We start from the raw sequence: 17502 nt of genomic DNA, 5'->3' as shown, positions 1-17502 counted from the left end.
ACTGCATTGGCAAAAACGAAAGTAACATTTGAATGTATGGCTTGTGGTTACCAGTCGCCTAAATGGATGGGTAAATGTCCGAACTGCGGGGCCTGGAATCAGATGGAAGAAGTCATTGAACATAAGGCCAAAGGACCGAAGACGGCTATTACCGACACATCTTCTAGCCAGAAGGTAGAGAAACTGAAGGATGTCACAAAAGAGACCACTCCGCGATCGACAACTTATATCAAAGAATTTGACCGTGTGCTCGGGGGAGGCATCGTGCCCGGTTCATTGATTTTAATCGGCGGGGACCCGGGTATCGGTAAATCGACACTTCTGCTGCAGGTCTGTGCACTTTTATCGCAGCATGACAATGTGCTTTATATTTCAGGGGAGGAATCCGTCCGTCAGACAAAACTTCGTGCCGACCGCCTTAGTGAAGACGCGGGAGAACTCAGTGTCTATGCAGAGACCAATCTGCAGATCATTCATGAGACGGTGAAGAAAATAGAGCCTAAATTCCTGGTGATTGATTCCATCCAGACGATATTCCATCCGGAAGTCACTTCAGCTCCGGGTTCTGTCTCACAAGTCCGTGAATGTACACAGGAGTTGCTGCGCATGGCGAAATCCATGAATATTGCCACCTTTATTGTCGGGCACGTGACGAAAGAAGGCCAGATTGCGGGCCCACGGCTACTCGAACATATGGTCGATACTGTTCTCTACTTCGAGGGCGATACACACCATAGCTACCGTATACTGCGCGCTGTCAAGAACAGATTCGGTTCAACGAATGAAATGGGTATATTTGAGATGCGTCAATCCGGTCTGAAAGAAGTGCTCAATCCTTCTGAAATGTTTCTGGAGGAACGGACGAAAAATGTCGCTGGTTCTACTATTGTCGCAACGATGGAAGGAACAAGACCGTTGCTTGTAGAAGTACAGGCACTTGTTACACCGACTTCATTCCATAATCCGCGCCGTACTTCAACAGGTATTGATCAGAACCGTCTGAGTCTGCTGATGGCTGTTCTCGAGAAGAAGCAGGGTCTCCTCCTGCAGCAACAGGATGCTTATATCAAAGTAGCAGGCGGGGTCAAACTGGATGAACCGGCTGTGGATCTGAGCGTCGTCATCAGTATTGCTTCAAGTTTCAGCGACAAAGCAACACGCGGAGATGATTGTTATATCGGGGAAGTAGGGCTGACAGGGGAAGTGAGACGAGTTGCACGCATAGAGCAGCGCGTACAGGAAGCAGCTAAGCTTGGATTTAAACGTGTCATTATTCCGAAAAATAATATCGGCGGCTGGGATTTTCCACCGAACATCGAAATTCTGGGTATTACTAATATTGCGGAAGCAATTAGAATTGCTTTTAATTAAAGGAGGTGAATATATGTTAAAACGTTTAATGACACTTGTTTTTATTATTATCGGCGCTTCACTCGGTATTTTTATGGTGCCGGAAATCATGCGTATCTTTAATCTGAAGCTGCATCCTCTACTGATGAACACTTATATCGATGGCCTGCTCGGAATCATTGTCTTCATGTTATTGTTTTATTGGCTTATTGATAAAGTGGTGGCACTGATCGTAAAAGGTGAGGGCCTGCTCCTCAAAAGAAATTTAATGGAGATCGTCTTTGCGACACTCGGCATGATGATGGGTCTTGCTATCGCTTCGATGATCAGTCTTATTCTTGTCTCCATCGGGTTTTCCCTGCTACGCAATACCATCCCGGTCATCTTGGCCGTTATTTTAGGTTATCTGGGCTTCCAGGTGGGTCTCAAAAAGCGTGAGGAGATTCAGAATGTACTGCCCGAGCGCTTACAGGGACAGAAGAGAAAAGTGAACGACAGTGCTAAACTTCTCGATACGTCAGCTATTATTGACGGGCGCATTTTAGAGATTGTCAAATGTGGTTTCCTGGATGGAACTATTGTTGTGCCGCAAGGGGTGCTTGATGAACTGCAGCTTATCGCGGACTCTACCGATGGACTTAAGCGTGATAAAGGACAGAGAGGATTGGATATTCTTGAGGCGCTGCGTCAATCCGGTCATCCGGTTAAAATTGTGCCGGGCCATAAGGAAATCCGTGAAGTCGATCAGTTGCTCGTGAGGATGGCAGCAGAGACCAAGGCGAGCGTTATCACGACGGACTATAATTTAAATAAAGTCTGTCGTGTGCAAGGGATTAAAGTTTTGAACGTCAACGACCTTTCAGAAGCGATCAAACCGGTTGTGCAGCAAGGCGATCAATTCAAGTTGCTGATTACTAAGTCAGGTAAAGAAGAGAATCAAGGTGTCGGTTATCTTGAAGACGGTACGATGGTAGTCGTCGACCATGCGAAACAGAATATCGGCGAAGAACATCAGGTAGAAGTCCAGTCTGTCCTTCAGACCGCTTCAGGCCGAATCATTTTCACAAAGAAAGTAGCGGACAAATAATGTATACAGTTATCATTCCTGCAGCAGGGCAAGGTAAAAGAATGGGCAGCGACAAAAACAAAGTCCTGCTGGAACTGAACCAGCGCCCCATCATTTTTCATACGGTATCGCGATTTGAACAGGATGCCAGCTGTAATGCGATTTATCTGGCAGCACGTCAGGAAGAGCTGACAGAACTGACGACCATCCTTCAAGGATTTACCAAAGTGAAAGGGCTGGTGGTCGGTGGCAGTGAACGTCAATACAGCATTCATAATGTGCTTAAGACGATTCCCCCTTGTGAGGTTGTCATGGTGCATGATGCCGCGCGCCCCTTCGTTTCACATGAAACCTTGACTCAGCTCTATGACGGTGCTCTGGCGAGAAAGGCTGCCATCGCTGCTGTCCAGGTCAAAGATACAATCAAAGTCGTCAATGATCTGATTATCGATCACACACTGGATAGAACGACGCTCTGGCAGGTTCAGACACCTCAGGCATTCGCATATGATTTGCTCATGGAAGCCTATAGCCAGGCAGAGCGCGACGGCTTTCTCGGCACCGATGATGCGTCGCTAGTTGAGCGTCTCGGCCATCCGGTTTCGGTTGTGGTCAGCGATTATGACAATATCAAATTAACAACACCGGAAGATTTATATTTTGCTGAAGCCATCATGAAGAAAAGAGGGATAGAATGTTCAGAATAGGATTTGGTTACGACGTACATCAATTACAAGAAGGACGTCGCCTGATTATCGGAGGGCTTGAAATCCCTCATAGTAAAGGGCTGCTTGGTCACAGTGACGCAGATGTGCTGCTTCATGCGATTACAGATGCCATGCTCGGTGCGGCAGCACTCGGTGATATCGGTAAACTATTTCCGGATACAGATATGGCATTTAAAGATGCGGATTCAAAGGTATTGCTGGCGGAATCTTATACAGCGGTTAAAGAAAAAGGCTACGCAATCGGTAATATAGATGCGACGATTATTGCTGAAAAACCCAAATTCCGTCCGCATATAGATACGATGCGACAGATTATTGCAGACGTGCTGGCGATTGATATCACTCAGGTGAATATTAAAGCAACTACGAACGAGAAGATGGGCTACTTGGGCAGAGAAGAAGGAATTGCCGCGCAGGCTGTGGTATTATTGAATCAGACTAATTAAATTGGAGTGACATAAATGGATAAAGTAAGAGTCAGATATGCACCGTCACCAACCGGCTTCCTGCATATCGGGAATGCGAGAACAGCATTGTTCAACTATTTATTTGCGAGACATCATGGCGGTGATTTCATCGTCCGTATTGAAGATACTGATACTGCTCGTAATGTAGAAGGCGGCGAGGAATCACAGCTTCGCTATCTCAAATGGTTAGGACTTGAATGGGATGAATCAGTCGACAAAGATGGGGGCTACGGGCCTTATCGTCAGTCTGAACGCGCGCATATTTACAATCCTATTGTCGAGCATTTACTTGCTGAAGATAAAGCGTACCGCTGCTATATGACAGCTGAAGAGCTGGAAGCAGAACGGGAAGAACAGCAGGCACGCGGTGAGATGCCTCGTTACGGCGGACAGCACGCCCATTTAACGAAAGAACAGGAAGAAGCTTTTATCGCTGAAGGACGCGAACCAAGTATCCGGTTCCGTGTACCGCAAGGTAAGACGTACACATTCAATGATATGGTCAAAGGGGAAGTGTCGTTTGAATCTGACGGTATCGGTGACTGGGTGATTGTGAAGAAAGATGGCATTCCGACTTATAATTTCGCGGTGGCCATTGATGACCACTTCATGGAAATCTCGCATGTCATCCGCGGTGATGATCATATTTCCAACACCCCTAAACAGATGATGATTTATGAGGCACTTGGTTATGAAATCCCGACATTCGGCCATATGACCTTAATCGTCAATGAGGAACGTAAAAAATTATCTAAACGAGACGGCTCCATCATTCAGTTCATTGAGCAGTATCATGATCTCGGCTATCTGCCGGAAGCATTATTCAACTTCATCGGTCTGCTCGGCTGGTCACCAGTCGGGGAAGAAGAGATTTTCTCTAAAGAGCAGTTCATTGAAATGTTTGATGAGCACCGTCTGAGCAAATCCCCTGCCTTCTTTGATAAAGTGAAGCTTGCTTGGATCAACAACCAGTACATGAAGGACAAGGATCTGGATACAGTCTTTGACATGACGCTGCCTCATATGCAAAAAGCAGGACTTATCTCAGCGAATCCATCAGATGAAGAACTGAGATGGGCTAAAAGTTTAGTGGAACTTTATCAGCAGCAGATGAGCTATGCAGGTGAAATCGTTGAACTGTCTGAACTGTTCTTCAAAGATGAATTACAGCTGAACGACGAAGCGACTGAAGTCGTAAACGGTGAACAAGTTCCCGAACTCATGCGTGCCTTAAAAGAGAAGTTGAATGAACTTGAAACGTTCGACGCAGCAGCCATTAAAGCGGCCATTAAAGCAGTTCAGAAAGAAACCGGCATCAAAGGTAAAAATTTATTTATGCCGATCCGTGTAGTGGTCTCCGGACAGACGCATGGTCCGGAATTACCGAATACGATGGAACTGCTGGGCAAAGAGAAAGTACTTGAACGTATTGAGCCTTACACAGTATAATAACGATTAGATAGGAAGACAGAGTAAATGATGAATGTCCAGTAGAGAGCGTCTGGCTGGTGAAAAGACGTGGCAGGATTGATTGAATGCACCTTCCTTAACTAACTGCATACTGAAATGAGTGAATGGCTCTGCCATTTGAAGAAGAGTGGAACCGTGTTGATGACAGACACCTCTGACGTTAAATCGTCTGAGGTGTCTTTTTATTTTAAGGGGATGGTGAATCATGTTTGCAAGAATTAAAGAAGATATTGCGATGGTATTTGAACAGGATCCGGCAGCGAGAAGCAGCCTCGAAGTGTTCCTGACGTATTCAGGTCTACATGCCGTGTGGTGGCACTTAGTAGCCCACAAACTTTATAAAAGAAAACGTTTTTTCTCTGCGCGGGTCATCAGTCAGATCTCAAGATTTATGACTGGTATAGAGATACACCCGGGTGCGAAGATCGGACGTCGTCTGTTCATCGACCATGGGATGGGCATTGTGATCGGGGAGACCTGCACAATCGGCAACAATGTGACCATTTATCAGGGTGTCACACTCGGCGGAACGGGTAAAGAATCAGGAAAGCGGCATCCGGATATCGGCGATAATGTGTTGATAGCAGCTGGTGCGAAGGTGCTCGGCAATATTCAGGTCGGCAATAATGTCAATATCGGTGCGAATTCCGTTGTCCTGAAGAACGTACCGGATTACAGCACTGTTGTGGGTATACCGGGTCACATCGTCAAACAGCATGGTAAACGCGTCGGTAAGAGCTTTGACCATACGAAGTTACCGGATCCATTGTATGAAAAACTAAAAGAACTGGAACGTCATATTGATGGCGTCAAGAATGGAGAGATTATTGATGATTACATTATATAATACGCTGACACGTAAGAAGGAACCGTTCGTGCCTCTGGAAGAGGGTAAAGTGAAGATGTATGTCTGCGGTCCGACAGTATACAACTATATTCATATCGGTAATGCGCGGCCTGCTATCAGTTTTGACGTAGTCCGTCGTTACTTTGAATATAAGGGTTATGAGGTCAATTATGTTTCAAACTTCACAGATGTTGACGATAAACTGATCAAAGCAGCGAAAGAGCTCGGTTCAACGGTTCCTGAAGTCGCTGATCGTTTTATCGAAGCTTACTTTGAGGATACACAGGCATTGAACTGCAAACCGGCGACATCACATCCACGAGTGATGGATCATATGGATGATATCATCGTCTTCATCGAAACACTCATTGACAAAGGCTACGCTTATGAAAGTGGAGGTGACGTCTACTTCCGTACGAGAAAGTTCGACGGCTACGGTAAACTGAGCCAGCAGTCTATCGATGAACTGAAGGTCGGTGCACGTATTCAGCAAGGTGAACTGAAAGATAACGCACTTGATTTTGCGTTATGGAAAGCGGCTAAACCAGGCGAAATCAAATGGAAGAGTCCATGGGGAGAAGGACGGCCAGGCTGGCATATCGAATGTTCAGTTATGGCACGCAAGATGCTCGGAGATACGATTGACATCCACGCAGGCGGCAGTGACCTTGCCTTCCCGCACCACGAGAATGAAATCGCACAGTCAGAAGCCCATAACGATCAAACATTTGCCCGCTACTGGATGCATAACGGCTTCATCAATATTGATAACGAGAAGATGAGTAAGTCACTCGGCAACTTCATCCTGGTGCACGATATCATCAAAGAAGTGGATCCAGATGTCCTCAGATTCTTTATGATCAGCGTTCATTACCGCAACCCGATCAACTATAATATGGATCTAGTAGCCAGTGCGAAAGCAGGGCTTGAGCGTATTCAGCATGCTTATCAGGCACTGAAAGAACGCCAGGCGATGTCTGTTGATATCGCGGATGATCAGCCCGTCATTGATGACATCAATCAGATTCTGGCACGTTTTGAAGAGGCGATGGACGATGATTTCAATACAGCCAATGCAGTGACAAGCTGGTATGAGCTTGCGAAGCTCGCGAATGTCTATAACAAGCGTACGACTACAGATCAAGCCGTCATCAGCCGTTTCATTGAAGTGTTTGAGGCTATCAGTGACGTGCTTGGAGTGACACTCGATAAAAAAGAGGAACTCCTCGATGCCGATATCGAAGCATTGATTGAAGAACGTCAGCTCGCAAGAAAAAATAAAGACTTTGCCCGTGCTGATGAGATCCGTGACTTGCTTAAAGACCAGAACATTATTCTTGAAGATACTGCGCAAGGCGTGAGATTCCGTCGTGGCTAATCAGGCACATCTCTACAATCCGCTCACTCTAGCCTACTTAGGCGATGCGCTGCTCGATCTGCATATCAGAACACATGTCATCATGAAACTGCAGGCGAAGCCGAACACATTGCACCGTGCATCGACGTTCTACGTCTCAGCAAAGAGCCAGGCGCAGACATTTGACGCCCTTGTCGCGCAAGCCTATTTTACGGAAGAGGAGCATGACGTCCTGATGCGAGGACGGAATGCCAAGAGCCATACGAAAGCTAAAAATACAGATGTTCTGACTTATAAAAAAAGCACAGCGCTTGAAGCGGTGATCGGCTACCTGAAACTTTCAGGAGAAGAAGAACGGCTTCAGGCTCTGCTTGATAAAATAGTTGAACTCTGCGAGGAGAGGGAACCGAAATGAATGAGGATATCATCGTAGGTCGCCATGCAGTCAAAAGCGCCGCACAGTCTGACCGCGAGATCAATAAAGTATATATTCAAGAAGGTATCAATAAACAGCAGATTAAACCGATTCTGGATATTTTGAAGGAACGAAAAATCATGGTGCAGCAAGTCCCGAAAAGCAAGCTGGATCAGATGAGTGATGTCCCGCACCAAGGTATCGCGGCGCAGATTTCACCATACGAATACACAGAGCTGGAGGATTTCCTCGAGACGGTGCAAGGGAAACTAGCCACTGTGATGATTCTGGACGGACTGGAAGATCCGCATAATTTAGGTTCTATCATACGAACTGCTGATGCGATCGGTGTGGACGGTGTGATTATTCCGAAGCGCCGCTCAGTCACTCTTAATTCCACGGTCGTTAAAGCATCAACTGGTGCGATTGAACACGTCCCTGTCATGCGGGTGACGAATCTTGCTCAGACAATTGACAGGCTGAAAGAAGCGGGATTCTGGGTCTGCGGTACTGACGCTAAGAAGTCTGTGGACTACCGCAAGATGGATGCAGGGATGCCGCTTGCTATTGTCATAGGGTCTGAAGGGGAAGGGATGAGCCGTTTAGTGAAAGATAAATGTGATTTCCTGGTCCATCTGCCGATGATCGGACATGTGAACAGCTTAAATGCTTCTGTCGCAGCGAGTCTTCTGATGTATGAAGTCTATAGAAAGCGCACCCCGCTTGAATGATGAAAACGCATTATACGATTATCGACGGCTATAATGTCATCGGGCAAAGTGAGGAACTGAAAGCAGCCGCCAAGGAATCGCTGGAAGAAGCGCGAAAAACACTGTTGCTCTGGCTCGTGAACTATAACGCCAGGCAGCAGTCCGAACTGATATGCGTCTTTGATGCCTATAATACCAGTGGTGTGGAATCAAGAGAGTACTTTCACGGTATACATGTCATCTATTCCAAAAGGGATGAAACAGCAGATGCAGTCATTGAACGGCTCGTCTATGATTTATATGATAAGCACATTACACGCATCACTGTCGTAACGAGTGACTTATCCGAACAGCATACGATTTTCGGTGCGGGCGCACTCAGAATTTCTTCAAGAGAATTCCTGCTTGAATTACAGGAAGAGAAAATACTGCTGGAACGTGAATTGATGGATATGAACGAGGATAAGCCACGACTGCGCATTCCGATTGATGAAGAGACGAAGCAGCGGCTTGAGGCATTGCGGAGAGGTTTCAAGTAAAAAATTTATCTTAATGGCAACAATTGTAAAAGTAGATGCAGCATTGTAGAATTAAAAGAAAAAAGAGGTATGCTGTGGACATTCTACTGCTGTATATTTTTGAAACCCCTGCTGATTATCATAGTGAAAGTGATGAAAGTCTTGTCTCTGAAATCAATAAGGGCAGCGAAGTTGCTTTTGAGACATTGACGGCCCGTCTGAAACCCCTTATTCTACATTGCAGCAGTCGCTATCCGCATCTTGATAAGCAGGAAGTCTATCAGGATGCACTGATTCTTCTGTATCAAACGGCACTGAAGTTCAACGAAGAAAAATGCGTCAGTTTCCGTCCGTACTATTTAAAGGTCCTGCATTATCGATTGATAGACTGGGCGAGAAAAGAGCGTCAATATCGTTTATTTATCAGTATGCAGCAGCCCATCCATGAACAGACTTCTGACCAGACGCTTGAAGAGACGCTCCGTGACTCTAAGCCTTCCCCTGAGAGCGATAGTATCTATAAAGAGCTGTGGCTGCTGATCAATCCAGTGACGCTCGGCTTAAGTCCTTTTGAGTACAAACTGCTGAAACATTTGCTTGCCGGACGGAATCTGATTGAAGTGATGGAGCTGGAAGAGAAGTCTGAGCGCATCGTCAGAAACGCGCATGCACGGCTCAGAAGAAAGGTTCTCTCCCAGTTGATGCGTTGACAATTAATTCTTTAGGTTTTATATTAAATAAGATTAAGGTGAGTTAAAGTGAAAAAAGTAGCGATGAACTGTTCGAGATGCGGCAGCAGAAACTATACAGCGACAAAACAGGATTCAGCAGTAAGGCTGGAACTGAAAAAATACTGTAAGACCTGCGATGCACATACGATACACAAAGAGTCAATTTAGGAGGCAATCTCATGCAGAAGGAAAATTTCTTCCAGGGTGTTATATCAGAAATGAAAAAAACGACTTGGCCGACCGGTCAAGAAGTTGTGCGTGATACAACAATCGTTGTGCTCACGGTTTTATTCTTTATTTTATTCTTTTATGCAGTCGATTTAGGCATTACAGAACTGATCAAGTTAATTAATTAAGGAGGCACATCATGTCAGAAGAAAGCAAAAAGCATTGGTATGCGGTTCATACGTATTCCGGGTACGAAAATAAGGTCAAAGACAACTTGGAAAAACGTCTTGAGTCCATGAACATGCAGGATCAAATCTTCCGCGTTGTGATTCCTGAAGAAGAAGAAACAACGATTAAAGATGGTAAGCGTAAGACATCACTCAAAAAAACCTTCCCAGGTTACGTATTAGTGGAGCTCGTCATGACAGATGAGTCATGGTACGTTGTGCGTAATACACCGGGGGTAACAGGTTTTGTAGGTTCAGCAGGAGCCGGCTCAAAACCAAATCCTTTGTTGCCGGAAGAAGCGAAGTTTATCCTGAAATCAATGGGTATGGCAGAGAAAACCATTGATGTGGAACTTGAAATCGGTGAACAGGTCCGCATCACGACAGGTCCGTTTACTAATCAAGTAGGGGAAATCAAGGAGATGGATGCTGAGAAATATAAGCTGACAGTTCTCGTTGAATTATTCGGTCGTGAGACACCTGTTGAAGTTGAATTTGACCAAGTTGAAAAATTATAATAAAAAATTAAAATATACACTTGAAAAATGGTGTAAGAAATGATATTATTCTAGGGTCGTGTCTAAACACGATTGTTGAGTGGGAGGGTAAATCTCATACCCTGTGACCACATCACGATACTATAGGAGGTGCACATCGTGGCTAAAAAAGTTATCAAAGTTGTTAAATTACAAATTCCTGCAGGGAAAGCGAATCCAGCACCACCGGTTGGTCCAGCATTAGGTCAAGCGGGTGTGAACATCATGGGATTCTGTAAAGAATTTAACGCACGTACACAAGAACAAGCAGGTTTAATCATTCCAGTTGAAATTTCTGTATTTGAAGATCGTTCATTTACATTTATCACTAAAACTCCACCTGCAGCAGTCTTACTGAAGAAAGCAGCTAAAGTTGAAAAAGGATCAGGCGAACCTAATAAAAACAAAGTGGCTACAGTAACTGAAGACCAAGTACGTCAAATTGCTGAAGAAAAAATGGAAGACTTAAACGCAGCAAGCGTTGAAGCAGCAATGCGTATTATCGCTGGTACTGCTCGTAGCATGGGCTTTGAAATTAAATAATCAATCGTTTTAAAAAAGCAGACGTCTGACGTCTGCTCTTGCGTTATTAATGTGGGAGGACATTCCGCTAAAACCACTAAAGGAGGAGAAAGACAATGGCTAAAAAAGGTAAAAAATATCAAGAAGCCGTACAAAAAGTTGATGCTCAAAACTTCTACTCAGTAGAAGAAGCAATCAAACTTGCAAAAGAAACAAGCACAGTAAACTTCGACGCTTCAGTTGAAGTTGCGTTCCGTTTAGGAATTGATACTCGTAAAAATGATCAGCAGATCCGTGGTGCAGTCGTTCTGCCGAACGGTACTGGTAAAACTCAACGTGTCTTAGTATTCGCTAAAGGTGAAAAACTGAAAGAAGCGGAAGCAGCAGGTGCTGACTACGCTGGTGATACTGAGTACATCAACAAAATCAACCAAGGTTGGTTTGATTTCGACGTTATCGTTGCAACACCTGACATGATGGGTGAAGTCGGTAAACTGGGTCGTGTTTTAGGACCTAAAGGTTTAATGCCTAACCCTAAAACAGGTACAGTGACAATGGACGTTACAAAAGCAGTTCAAGAAATCAAAGCAGGTAAAGTTGAATACCGTGCTGAAAAAGCAGGTATCGTTCATGCGGCGATCGGTAAAGTATCATTTGATGAAGCGAAATTAGTTGAAAACTTCAACACGCTTAAAGATGTTTTAGCAAAAGCTAAACCAGCATCATCAAAAGGTGTTTACTTCAAATCTGTAGCAGTTTCTACTACTATGGGCCCTGGTATCAAGATTGATCCAGCTGAAATCCGTAACTAATTTATATTGACAAATATCAGATTACACGTTATAGTGTAATCTGTATTTATAACCTAAGACAGCAGGGGCCGTGTGCTTAATTATCCTGCCGAGGTGAAAATTGACTTGAATCTTCAAGCACTTTTTACCATGGGTGAAAAGTGCTTTTTTAATTTATTAAAAAAGCACGAAAATCTTAATGGAGGTGTCAGAATGTCTAAAGCAGTTGAAATGAAACAACAACAAGCGGATTTGATTACTGAACAGTTTAAAAACTCAGTATCTACAATCATCGTTGACTATCGTGGTTTAACAGTTGCCCAAGTAACTGAACTGCGTAAACAACTTCGCGAAGCAGGCATCGAATTCAAAGTTTACAAAAACACTTTAGTTCGTCGTGCAGCTGAAGCGGCAGGTGTTGAAGGAATTGAAGAATTCTTAACAGGCCCTAACGCAATCGCATTCTCTAATGAAGAAGTTGTAGCGCCAGCAAAAATTATTGCTGACTTCGCTAAAGAAAACGAAAAATTAGAAATCAAAGCCGGCATCATCGAAGGTAAAGTGACTTCTGTTGAAGAAGTTAAAGCGATCGCTTCTTTACCATCAAAAGAAGGTCTTATCTCTATGGTACTTTCAGTATTACAAGCACCAATGAGAAACTTCGCTTACGCTGTTAAAGCAGTAGGCGAACAAAAAGAAACTGGTACAGAAGCAGCAGCTCCTGCAGCTGAAGAAGCACCAGCGACTGAAGAAACAACAGAAGCATAATTAAAACTAAAACAAAAATGGAGGAAATATAATCATGACTAAAGAACAAATCATCGATGCAATCAAAGAAATGTCAGTATTAGAATTAAACGACTTAGTTAAAGCTATTGAAGAAGAATTTGGTGTAACAGCAGCAGCTCCTGTAGCAGTAGCTGGTGCAGCTGGTGGCGCTGCTGAAGCAGAACAAACTGAATTCACAGTTGAATTAGTATCTGCTGGCGCTTCAAAAATCAAAGTTGTTAAAGCTGTTAAAGAAGCAACTGGTCTTGGCTTAAAAGAAGCTAAAGACGTAGTTGATAACGCTCCTAAAGCAGTTAAAGAAGGCGTTTCTAAAGAAGAAGCTGAAGAATTAAAAGCTAAATTAGAAGAAGCTGGCGCAACTGTAGAAGTTAAATAATTACCACTTCCATGAAAAAACCCGTTATGATAATAACGGGTTTTATTTTTATATAAAGGAGTGCCGTATGAGTCATTATTACAGTGAAGAACAGGATGTCGCATCAAACCCTGTCCATTTTACCTATACATATGAAACGTATGAACTGAAACTGAAAACTGACAGCGGGGTTTTTTCAAAAGGCAGTATTGATTTCGGGTCGAATGTGCTTGTGCGTGCCTTTCTGCAGGAAGAGATGCACGGCTCAAAAATACTGGATGTCGGCTGCGGTTATGGTCCGATCGGGCTGATGGTTGCGAAAGTTCATCCTCACAGCCAGGTTCATATGGTGGACGTCAACGCACGTGCGCTTAATCTGGCCGAAGAAAATGCGCAAGCTAACGGTATTGGTAACGTGAATATTTATAAAAGCGATGCACTGGAGCAGGTAGAGGAGACTTTTAATGCCGTGCTGACGAATCCGCCTATCCGTGCAGGCAAAGAGGTCGTCAATCAGATTCTCGATCAGAGCTATGAGAGACTGGAGACGGGCGGGGCGCTGTATGTCGTCATCCAGAAGAAGCAGGGTATGCCGTCAGCAAAGAAAAGGATGGAAAGTTTATTCGGCAATGTGACCGTGCTGACGAAAGATAAAGGTTATTATATATTAAAGAGTGTAAAAGGTTGACTGGAAAGTTGCCGTCTGTTATAGTAATAGAATGTTAAATTTTAAATTCAATAAGTATGTACTTTTCTAGCTCGTATTAGCAAGATGAAGACAGTCATATATTTCGAAAATGGAGTTAATATGGATTCCGTTTTCTTTTTGTCTTATGAGCTCGTGAGTCATTACAATCTTTGAGGGGTGAATCTGTTGACAGGTCAACTTATCCAGTACGGAAGACATCGTCAGCGTAGAAGTTACGCACGTATCTCCGAAATTTTAGAATTACCGAACTTAATCGAGATTCAAACGAAATCTTATGAATGGTTCCTTGAAGAAGGGCTTCTTGAAATGTTCCGTGACATTTCTCCGATTGAAGACTTCACAGGCAATCTGTCATTAGAGTTTGTAGACTATAGACTTGGCGAACCTAAATATGACTTAGATGAAGCGAAAAACCGTGATGCGACTTATTCTGCACCGCTCCGTGTTAAAGTTCGTCTGATCATTAAAGAAACAGGAGAAGTAAAAGAGCAGGAAGTATTCATGGGTGACTTCCCGCTGATGACTGATACAGGAACGTTCGTTATCAATGGTGCCGAACGCGTTATCGTATCGCAGCTCGTCCGCTCACCATCTGTTTACTTCAATGATAAAGTAGATAAAAACGGTAAAGTAAGTTTCGGTGCAACTGTCATTCCTAACCGTGGAGCTTGGCTTGAATATGAAACAGATGCGAAAGATATCGTTTTTGTTCGTATTGACCGCACACGTAAGTTACCTATTACTGTTCTGCTGCGTGCTTTAGGTTTCTCAAGCGATCAGGAGATTATTGACTTATTAGGCGATAATGAATATTTACGCAATGCGCTTGATAAAGATAATACAGATTCTGTCGAGTCTGCTTTACTTGAAATCTATGAACGTCTTCGTCCGGGCGAACCACCTACAGTAGATAATGCAAGAGGCTTACTGTATTCTCGCTTCTTCGATCCAAAACGCTATGATTTAGCGAGTGTGGGTCGCTATAAAATGAACAAAAAACTGCATTTAAAACACCGTCTTTTCAACCAGACGCTTGCTGAGCCGATTGTAGATGTCGAAACAGGTGAGATTGTGGCTGAAGAAGGCACACTGCTTGACCGTCGTAACCTCGATCAGATCATTGATGTGCTTGAAAATAATGCCAACCTTAAAGTTTATGAACTTGAGAATGGTCTTCTCGATGAGCCGATTGAAATTCAATCAGTCAAAGTCTATATTCCTGGTGATGAAGAAAAACGTACGACGACTATCATTGGTAATGCTTTCCCTGATGATGAAGTGAAGAGCATCACGCCTGCTGATATTATCTCTTCCATCAGCTACTTCTTCAACTTACTGCACGGGGTCGGCTTTACCGATGATATTGACCACCTAGGTAACCGTCGTCTTCGTTCAGTGGGCGAGTTACTGCAGAACCAGTTCCGTATTGGTCTGTCTCGTATGGAGCGTGTCGTACGTGAGCGTATGAGTATTCAGGATACAGAATCTATTACGCCGCAGCAGCTCATCAATATTCGTCCTGTGATCGCTTCTATCAAAGAATTCTTTGGTAGCTCTCAGTTATCACAGTTCATGGACCAGGCGAACCCATTAGCAGAGTTGACGCATAAACGTCGTCTCTCTGCATTAGGACCCGGTGGTTTAACACGTGAGCGTGCTGGTATGGAAGTGCGTGACGTCCATTATTCTCACTATGGCCGTATGTGTCCGATTGAAACGCCGGAGGGTCCGAATATCGGGCTGATCAACTCATTATCTTCATATGCGCGTGTCAATGAGTTCGGTTTCATTGAAACACCGTATCGTAAAGTAGATATTGAGACGAATCGCGTAACCGATCAGATCGATTACCTAACAGCTGATGAAGAAGATGCTTACGTTGTGGCACAGGCGAACGCACGCCTTGATGACGAAGGACATTTCCTTGATGACGAAGTAGTCTGCCGTTTCCGCGGAGATAACACGAAAATGGCTCGTACACGTATGGATTACATGGACGTATCACCTAAGCAGGTCGTTTCAGCTGCGACAGCGTGTATCCCGTTCTTAGAAAATGATGACTCCAACCGTGCCTTAATGGGTGCGAACATGCAGCGTCAAGCGGTACCTTTAATGAATCCGGAAGCGCCATTTGTCGGAACAGGTATGGAGCACGTAGCAGCCCGTGACTCAGGTGCGGCAGTTGTTGCGAAGTACAAAGGGCGTGTTGAACACGTTGAAGCCCGTCAGATTAAAGTCCGTCGTATCGTCGAAGAGGGCGGCAAAGAGATTGAAACAGATTTAGATACTTACAAATTATCTAAATTTGCGCGTTCAAACTCAGGTACATGTTATAACCAACGCCCTATCGTAGCGGTAGGCGACGTCGTCACAAAAGGTGAAATCTTAGCGGATGGTCCATCTATGGAACTCGGCGAGATGGCCCTTGGACGTAACGTAGTAGTCGGCTTCATGACTTGGGACGGTTATAACTATGAGGATGCTGTTATCATGAGCGAGCGTCTTGTCAAAGATGACGTTTATACGTCTATTCATATTGAAGAATATGAATCAGAAGCTCGTGATACTAAACTCGGACCTGAAGAAATTACACGTGATATTCCGAACGTTTCTGATAATGCCCTTAAAAACTTAGATGATCGCGGGATCATTTATGTCGGTGCTGAAGTTAAAGACGGGGATATCTTAGTCGGTAAAGTAACGCCTAAAGGTGTGACTGAATTAACGGCTGAAGAACGACTGCTTCATGCTATCTTCGGTGAGAAAGCGCGTGAAGTCCGTGATACTTCATTACGTGTCCCTCATGGTGCAGGTGGTATCGTTCTTGATGTTAAAGTCTTCAACCGTGAAGACGGCGACGAATTATCACCAGGTGTCAACCAGTTAGTTCGTGTCTATATCGTTCAGAAACGTAAAATCCACGTCGGAGATAAAATGTGTGGTCGTCACGGTAATAAAGGGGTTATCTCTCGTATCTTACCGGAAGAAGACATGCCGTTCATGCCGGACGGAACACCGATCGATATCATGCTTAATCCACTCGGTGTACCATCACGTATGAACATCGGACAAGTACTTGAATTACATTTAGGTATGGCTGCGAAAAACTTAGGGCTCCACGTTGCTTCTCCGGTATTCGATGGTGCGAACGATGAAGATGTCTGGTCAACAATCGAAGAAGCAGGGATGGCACGTGACGGTAAAACGGTTCTTTACGATGGTCGTACAGGTGAACCATTTGATAACCGTGTCTCTGTAGGTGTGATGTACATGCTGAAACTTGCTCACATGGTAGACGACAAACTGCACGCACGTTCTACTGGACCATACTCACTTGTCACTCAGCAGCCACTGGGTGGTAAAGCACAGTTTGGTGGACAACGTTTCGGTGAGATGGAAGTATGGGCACTTGAAGCATACGGTGCCGCTTACACCTTACAGGAAATCCTTACTTATAAATCAGATGATACAGTCGGCCGTGTGAAAACTTATGAAGCCATCGTTAAAGGCGAGAACATTCCGAGACCAGGTGTTCCTGAATCGTTCCGCGTATTGATGAAAGAGCTTCAAAGTTTAGGGCTCGACGTTAAAGTAATGGATAATAAAGACGAAGAAATTGAAATGCGTGACCTTGAGGATGACGATTATGCTGATACAAAAATCAACTTAAACATCCCTCAAGAAACTGAAGTGACTGAAAAGTAATTCTGACGATGTGCCTGAAAGAAGAGCTTAAGCTCTTCTTT

General features: G+C 44.3%; 20 protein-coding genes and 1 other annotated feature. All 20 genes read left to right on the top strand.

Annotated elements, in window-relative coordinates:
* Positions 1–6: 6 nt before the first annotated feature.
* The 20 genes from radA to rpoB all read left to right on the top strand — a co-directional run bounded on the left by radA (position 7) and on the right by rpoB (position 17461).
* Complete coding sequence (gene radA, locus ERX55_RS08960; protein ID WP_133452233.1) at positions 7–1371, top strand: DNA repair protein RadA; 1365 nt, start codon at positions 7–9, stop codon at positions 1369–1371.
* A gap of 13 nt (positions 1372–1384) precedes the next feature.
* A complete protein-coding gene (locus ERX55_RS08955) occupies positions 1385–2437 on the top strand; it encodes a PIN/TRAM domain-containing protein (protein WP_133452232.1) in 1053 nt (350 codons plus the stop codon).
* Entirely contained in the window at positions 2434–3123 is a 690-nt protein-coding gene (gene ispD / locus ERX55_RS08950; RefSeq protein ID WP_133452231.1) for a 2-C-methyl-D-erythritol 4-phosphate cytidylyltransferase, read from the top strand. The genes ERX55_RS08955 and ispD overlap by 4 nt, the downstream gene beginning before the upstream one ends.
* Positions 3111–3590 carry a 2-C-methyl-D-erythritol 2,4-cyclodiphosphate synthase gene (gene ispF / locus ERX55_RS08945; protein ID WP_133452230.1) on the top strand — a complete coding sequence of 160 codons (480 nt, stop codon included), beginning with the start codon at positions 3111–3113 and terminating at the stop codon, positions 3588–3590. Before ispD ends, ispF begins: the two co-directional genes overlap by 13 nt.
* Positions 3591–3605: 15 nt before the next feature.
* On the top strand, positions 3606–5060 hold the full coding sequence (gene gltX, locus ERX55_RS08940; RefSeq protein ID WP_133452229.1) for a glutamate--tRNA ligase: 1455 nt from the start codon (positions 3606–3608) through the stop codon (positions 5058–5060).
* 226 nt (positions 5061–5286) lie between these two features.
* The gene (gene cysE / locus ERX55_RS08935; RefSeq protein WP_133452228.1) at positions 5287–5928 is read left to right on the top strand and encodes a serine O-acetyltransferase; all 642 of its coding nucleotides are present in this window, start codon (positions 5287–5289) and stop codon (positions 5926–5928) included.
* On the top strand, positions 5912–7306 hold the full coding sequence (cysS, locus tag ERX55_RS08930; protein ID WP_133452227.1) for a cysteine--tRNA ligase: 1395 nt from the start codon (positions 5912–5914) through the stop codon (positions 7304–7306). The genes cysE and cysS overlap by 17 nt, the downstream gene beginning before the upstream one ends.
* Positions 7299–7700 (top strand): Mini-ribonuclease 3, encoded by a 402-nt coding sequence (locus tag ERX55_RS08925; RefSeq protein WP_133452226.1) that lies wholly within the window; start codon positions 7299–7301, stop codon positions 7698–7700. The genes cysS and ERX55_RS08925 overlap by 8 nt, the downstream gene beginning before the upstream one ends.
* Positions 7697–8431, top strand: a complete 735-nt coding sequence (gene rlmB / locus ERX55_RS08920) for a 23S rRNA (guanosine(2251)-2'-O)-methyltransferase RlmB (protein ID WP_133452225.1) — start codon at positions 7697–7699, stop codon at positions 8429–8431. The genes ERX55_RS08925 and rlmB overlap by 4 nt, the downstream gene beginning before the upstream one ends.
* Positions 8431–8949, top strand: a complete 519-nt coding sequence (locus tag ERX55_RS08915; protein WP_133452246.1) for an NYN domain-containing protein — start codon at positions 8431–8433, stop codon at positions 8947–8949. Before rlmB ends, ERX55_RS08915 begins: the two co-directional genes overlap by 1 nt.
* Before the next feature lie 74 nt (positions 8950–9023).
* Positions 9024–9638 carry a sigma-70 family RNA polymerase sigma factor gene (locus ERX55_RS08910; RefSeq protein ID WP_165983764.1) on the top strand — a complete coding sequence of 205 codons (615 nt, stop codon included), beginning with the start codon at positions 9024–9026 and terminating at the stop codon, positions 9636–9638.
* Between the two features lie 48 nt (positions 9639–9686).
* Positions 9687–9827 carry a 50S ribosomal protein L33 gene (gene rpmG, locus ERX55_RS08905; protein ID WP_208001524.1) on the top strand — a complete coding sequence of 47 codons (141 nt, stop codon included), beginning with the start codon at positions 9687–9689 and terminating at the stop codon, positions 9825–9827.
* Between the two features lie 11 nt (positions 9828–9838).
* Complete coding sequence (secE, locus tag ERX55_RS08900) at positions 9839–10015, top strand: preprotein translocase subunit SecE (protein ID WP_133452223.1); 177 nt, start codon at positions 9839–9841, stop codon at positions 10013–10015.
* An 11-nt stretch (positions 10016–10026) separates the two neighbouring features.
* On the top strand, positions 10027–10572 hold the full coding sequence (gene nusG / locus ERX55_RS08895) for a transcription termination/antitermination protein NusG (RefSeq protein WP_133452222.1): 546 nt from the start codon (positions 10027–10029) through the stop codon (positions 10570–10572).
* Positions 10573–10710: 138 nt separating this feature from the next.
* Positions 10711–11133, top strand: coding sequence for a 50S ribosomal protein L11 (gene rplK, locus ERX55_RS08890; RefSeq protein ID WP_133418118.1), 423 nt, complete (start codon positions 10711–10713; stop codon positions 11131–11133).
* 95 nt (positions 11134–11228) lie between these two features.
* Positions 11229–11924, top strand: coding sequence for a 50S ribosomal protein L1 (rplA, locus tag ERX55_RS08885; protein WP_133452221.1), 696 nt, complete (start codon positions 11229–11231; stop codon positions 11922–11924).
* A gap of 34 nt (positions 11925–11958) precedes the next feature.
* Positions 11959–12083 (top strand) — a sequence feature (ribosomal protein L10 leader region).
* Positions 12084–12116: 33 nt separating this feature from the next.
* Positions 12117–12671, top strand: a complete 555-nt coding sequence (rplJ, locus tag ERX55_RS08880; protein ID WP_133452220.1) for a 50S ribosomal protein L10 — start codon at positions 12117–12119, stop codon at positions 12669–12671.
* 34 nt (positions 12672–12705) lie between these two features.
* The gene (rplL, locus tag ERX55_RS08875) at positions 12706–13068 is read left to right on the top strand and encodes a 50S ribosomal protein L7/L12 (RefSeq protein WP_133452219.1); all 363 of its coding nucleotides are present in this window, start codon (positions 12706–12708) and stop codon (positions 13066–13068) included.
* Positions 13069–13135: 67 nt separating this feature from the next.
* Positions 13136–13735, top strand: coding sequence for a class I SAM-dependent methyltransferase (locus tag ERX55_RS08870; protein WP_133452218.1), 600 nt, complete (start codon positions 13136–13138; stop codon positions 13733–13735).
* 186 nt (positions 13736–13921) lie between these two features.
* Positions 13922–17461 carry a DNA-directed RNA polymerase subunit beta gene (rpoB, locus tag ERX55_RS08865; protein ID WP_133452217.1) on the top strand — a complete coding sequence of 1180 codons (3540 nt, stop codon included), beginning with the start codon at positions 13922–13924 and terminating at the stop codon, positions 17459–17461.
* Positions 17462–17502: the final 41 nt, after the last annotated feature.

The sequence above is a fragment of the Macrococcus bovicus genome, assembly GCF_004359575.1.
Lineage (GTDB): Bacteria > Bacillota > Bacilli > Staphylococcales > Staphylococcaceae > Macrococcus > Macrococcus bovicus.
This window is presented reverse-complemented; position numbering and strand designations above follow the sequence as displayed.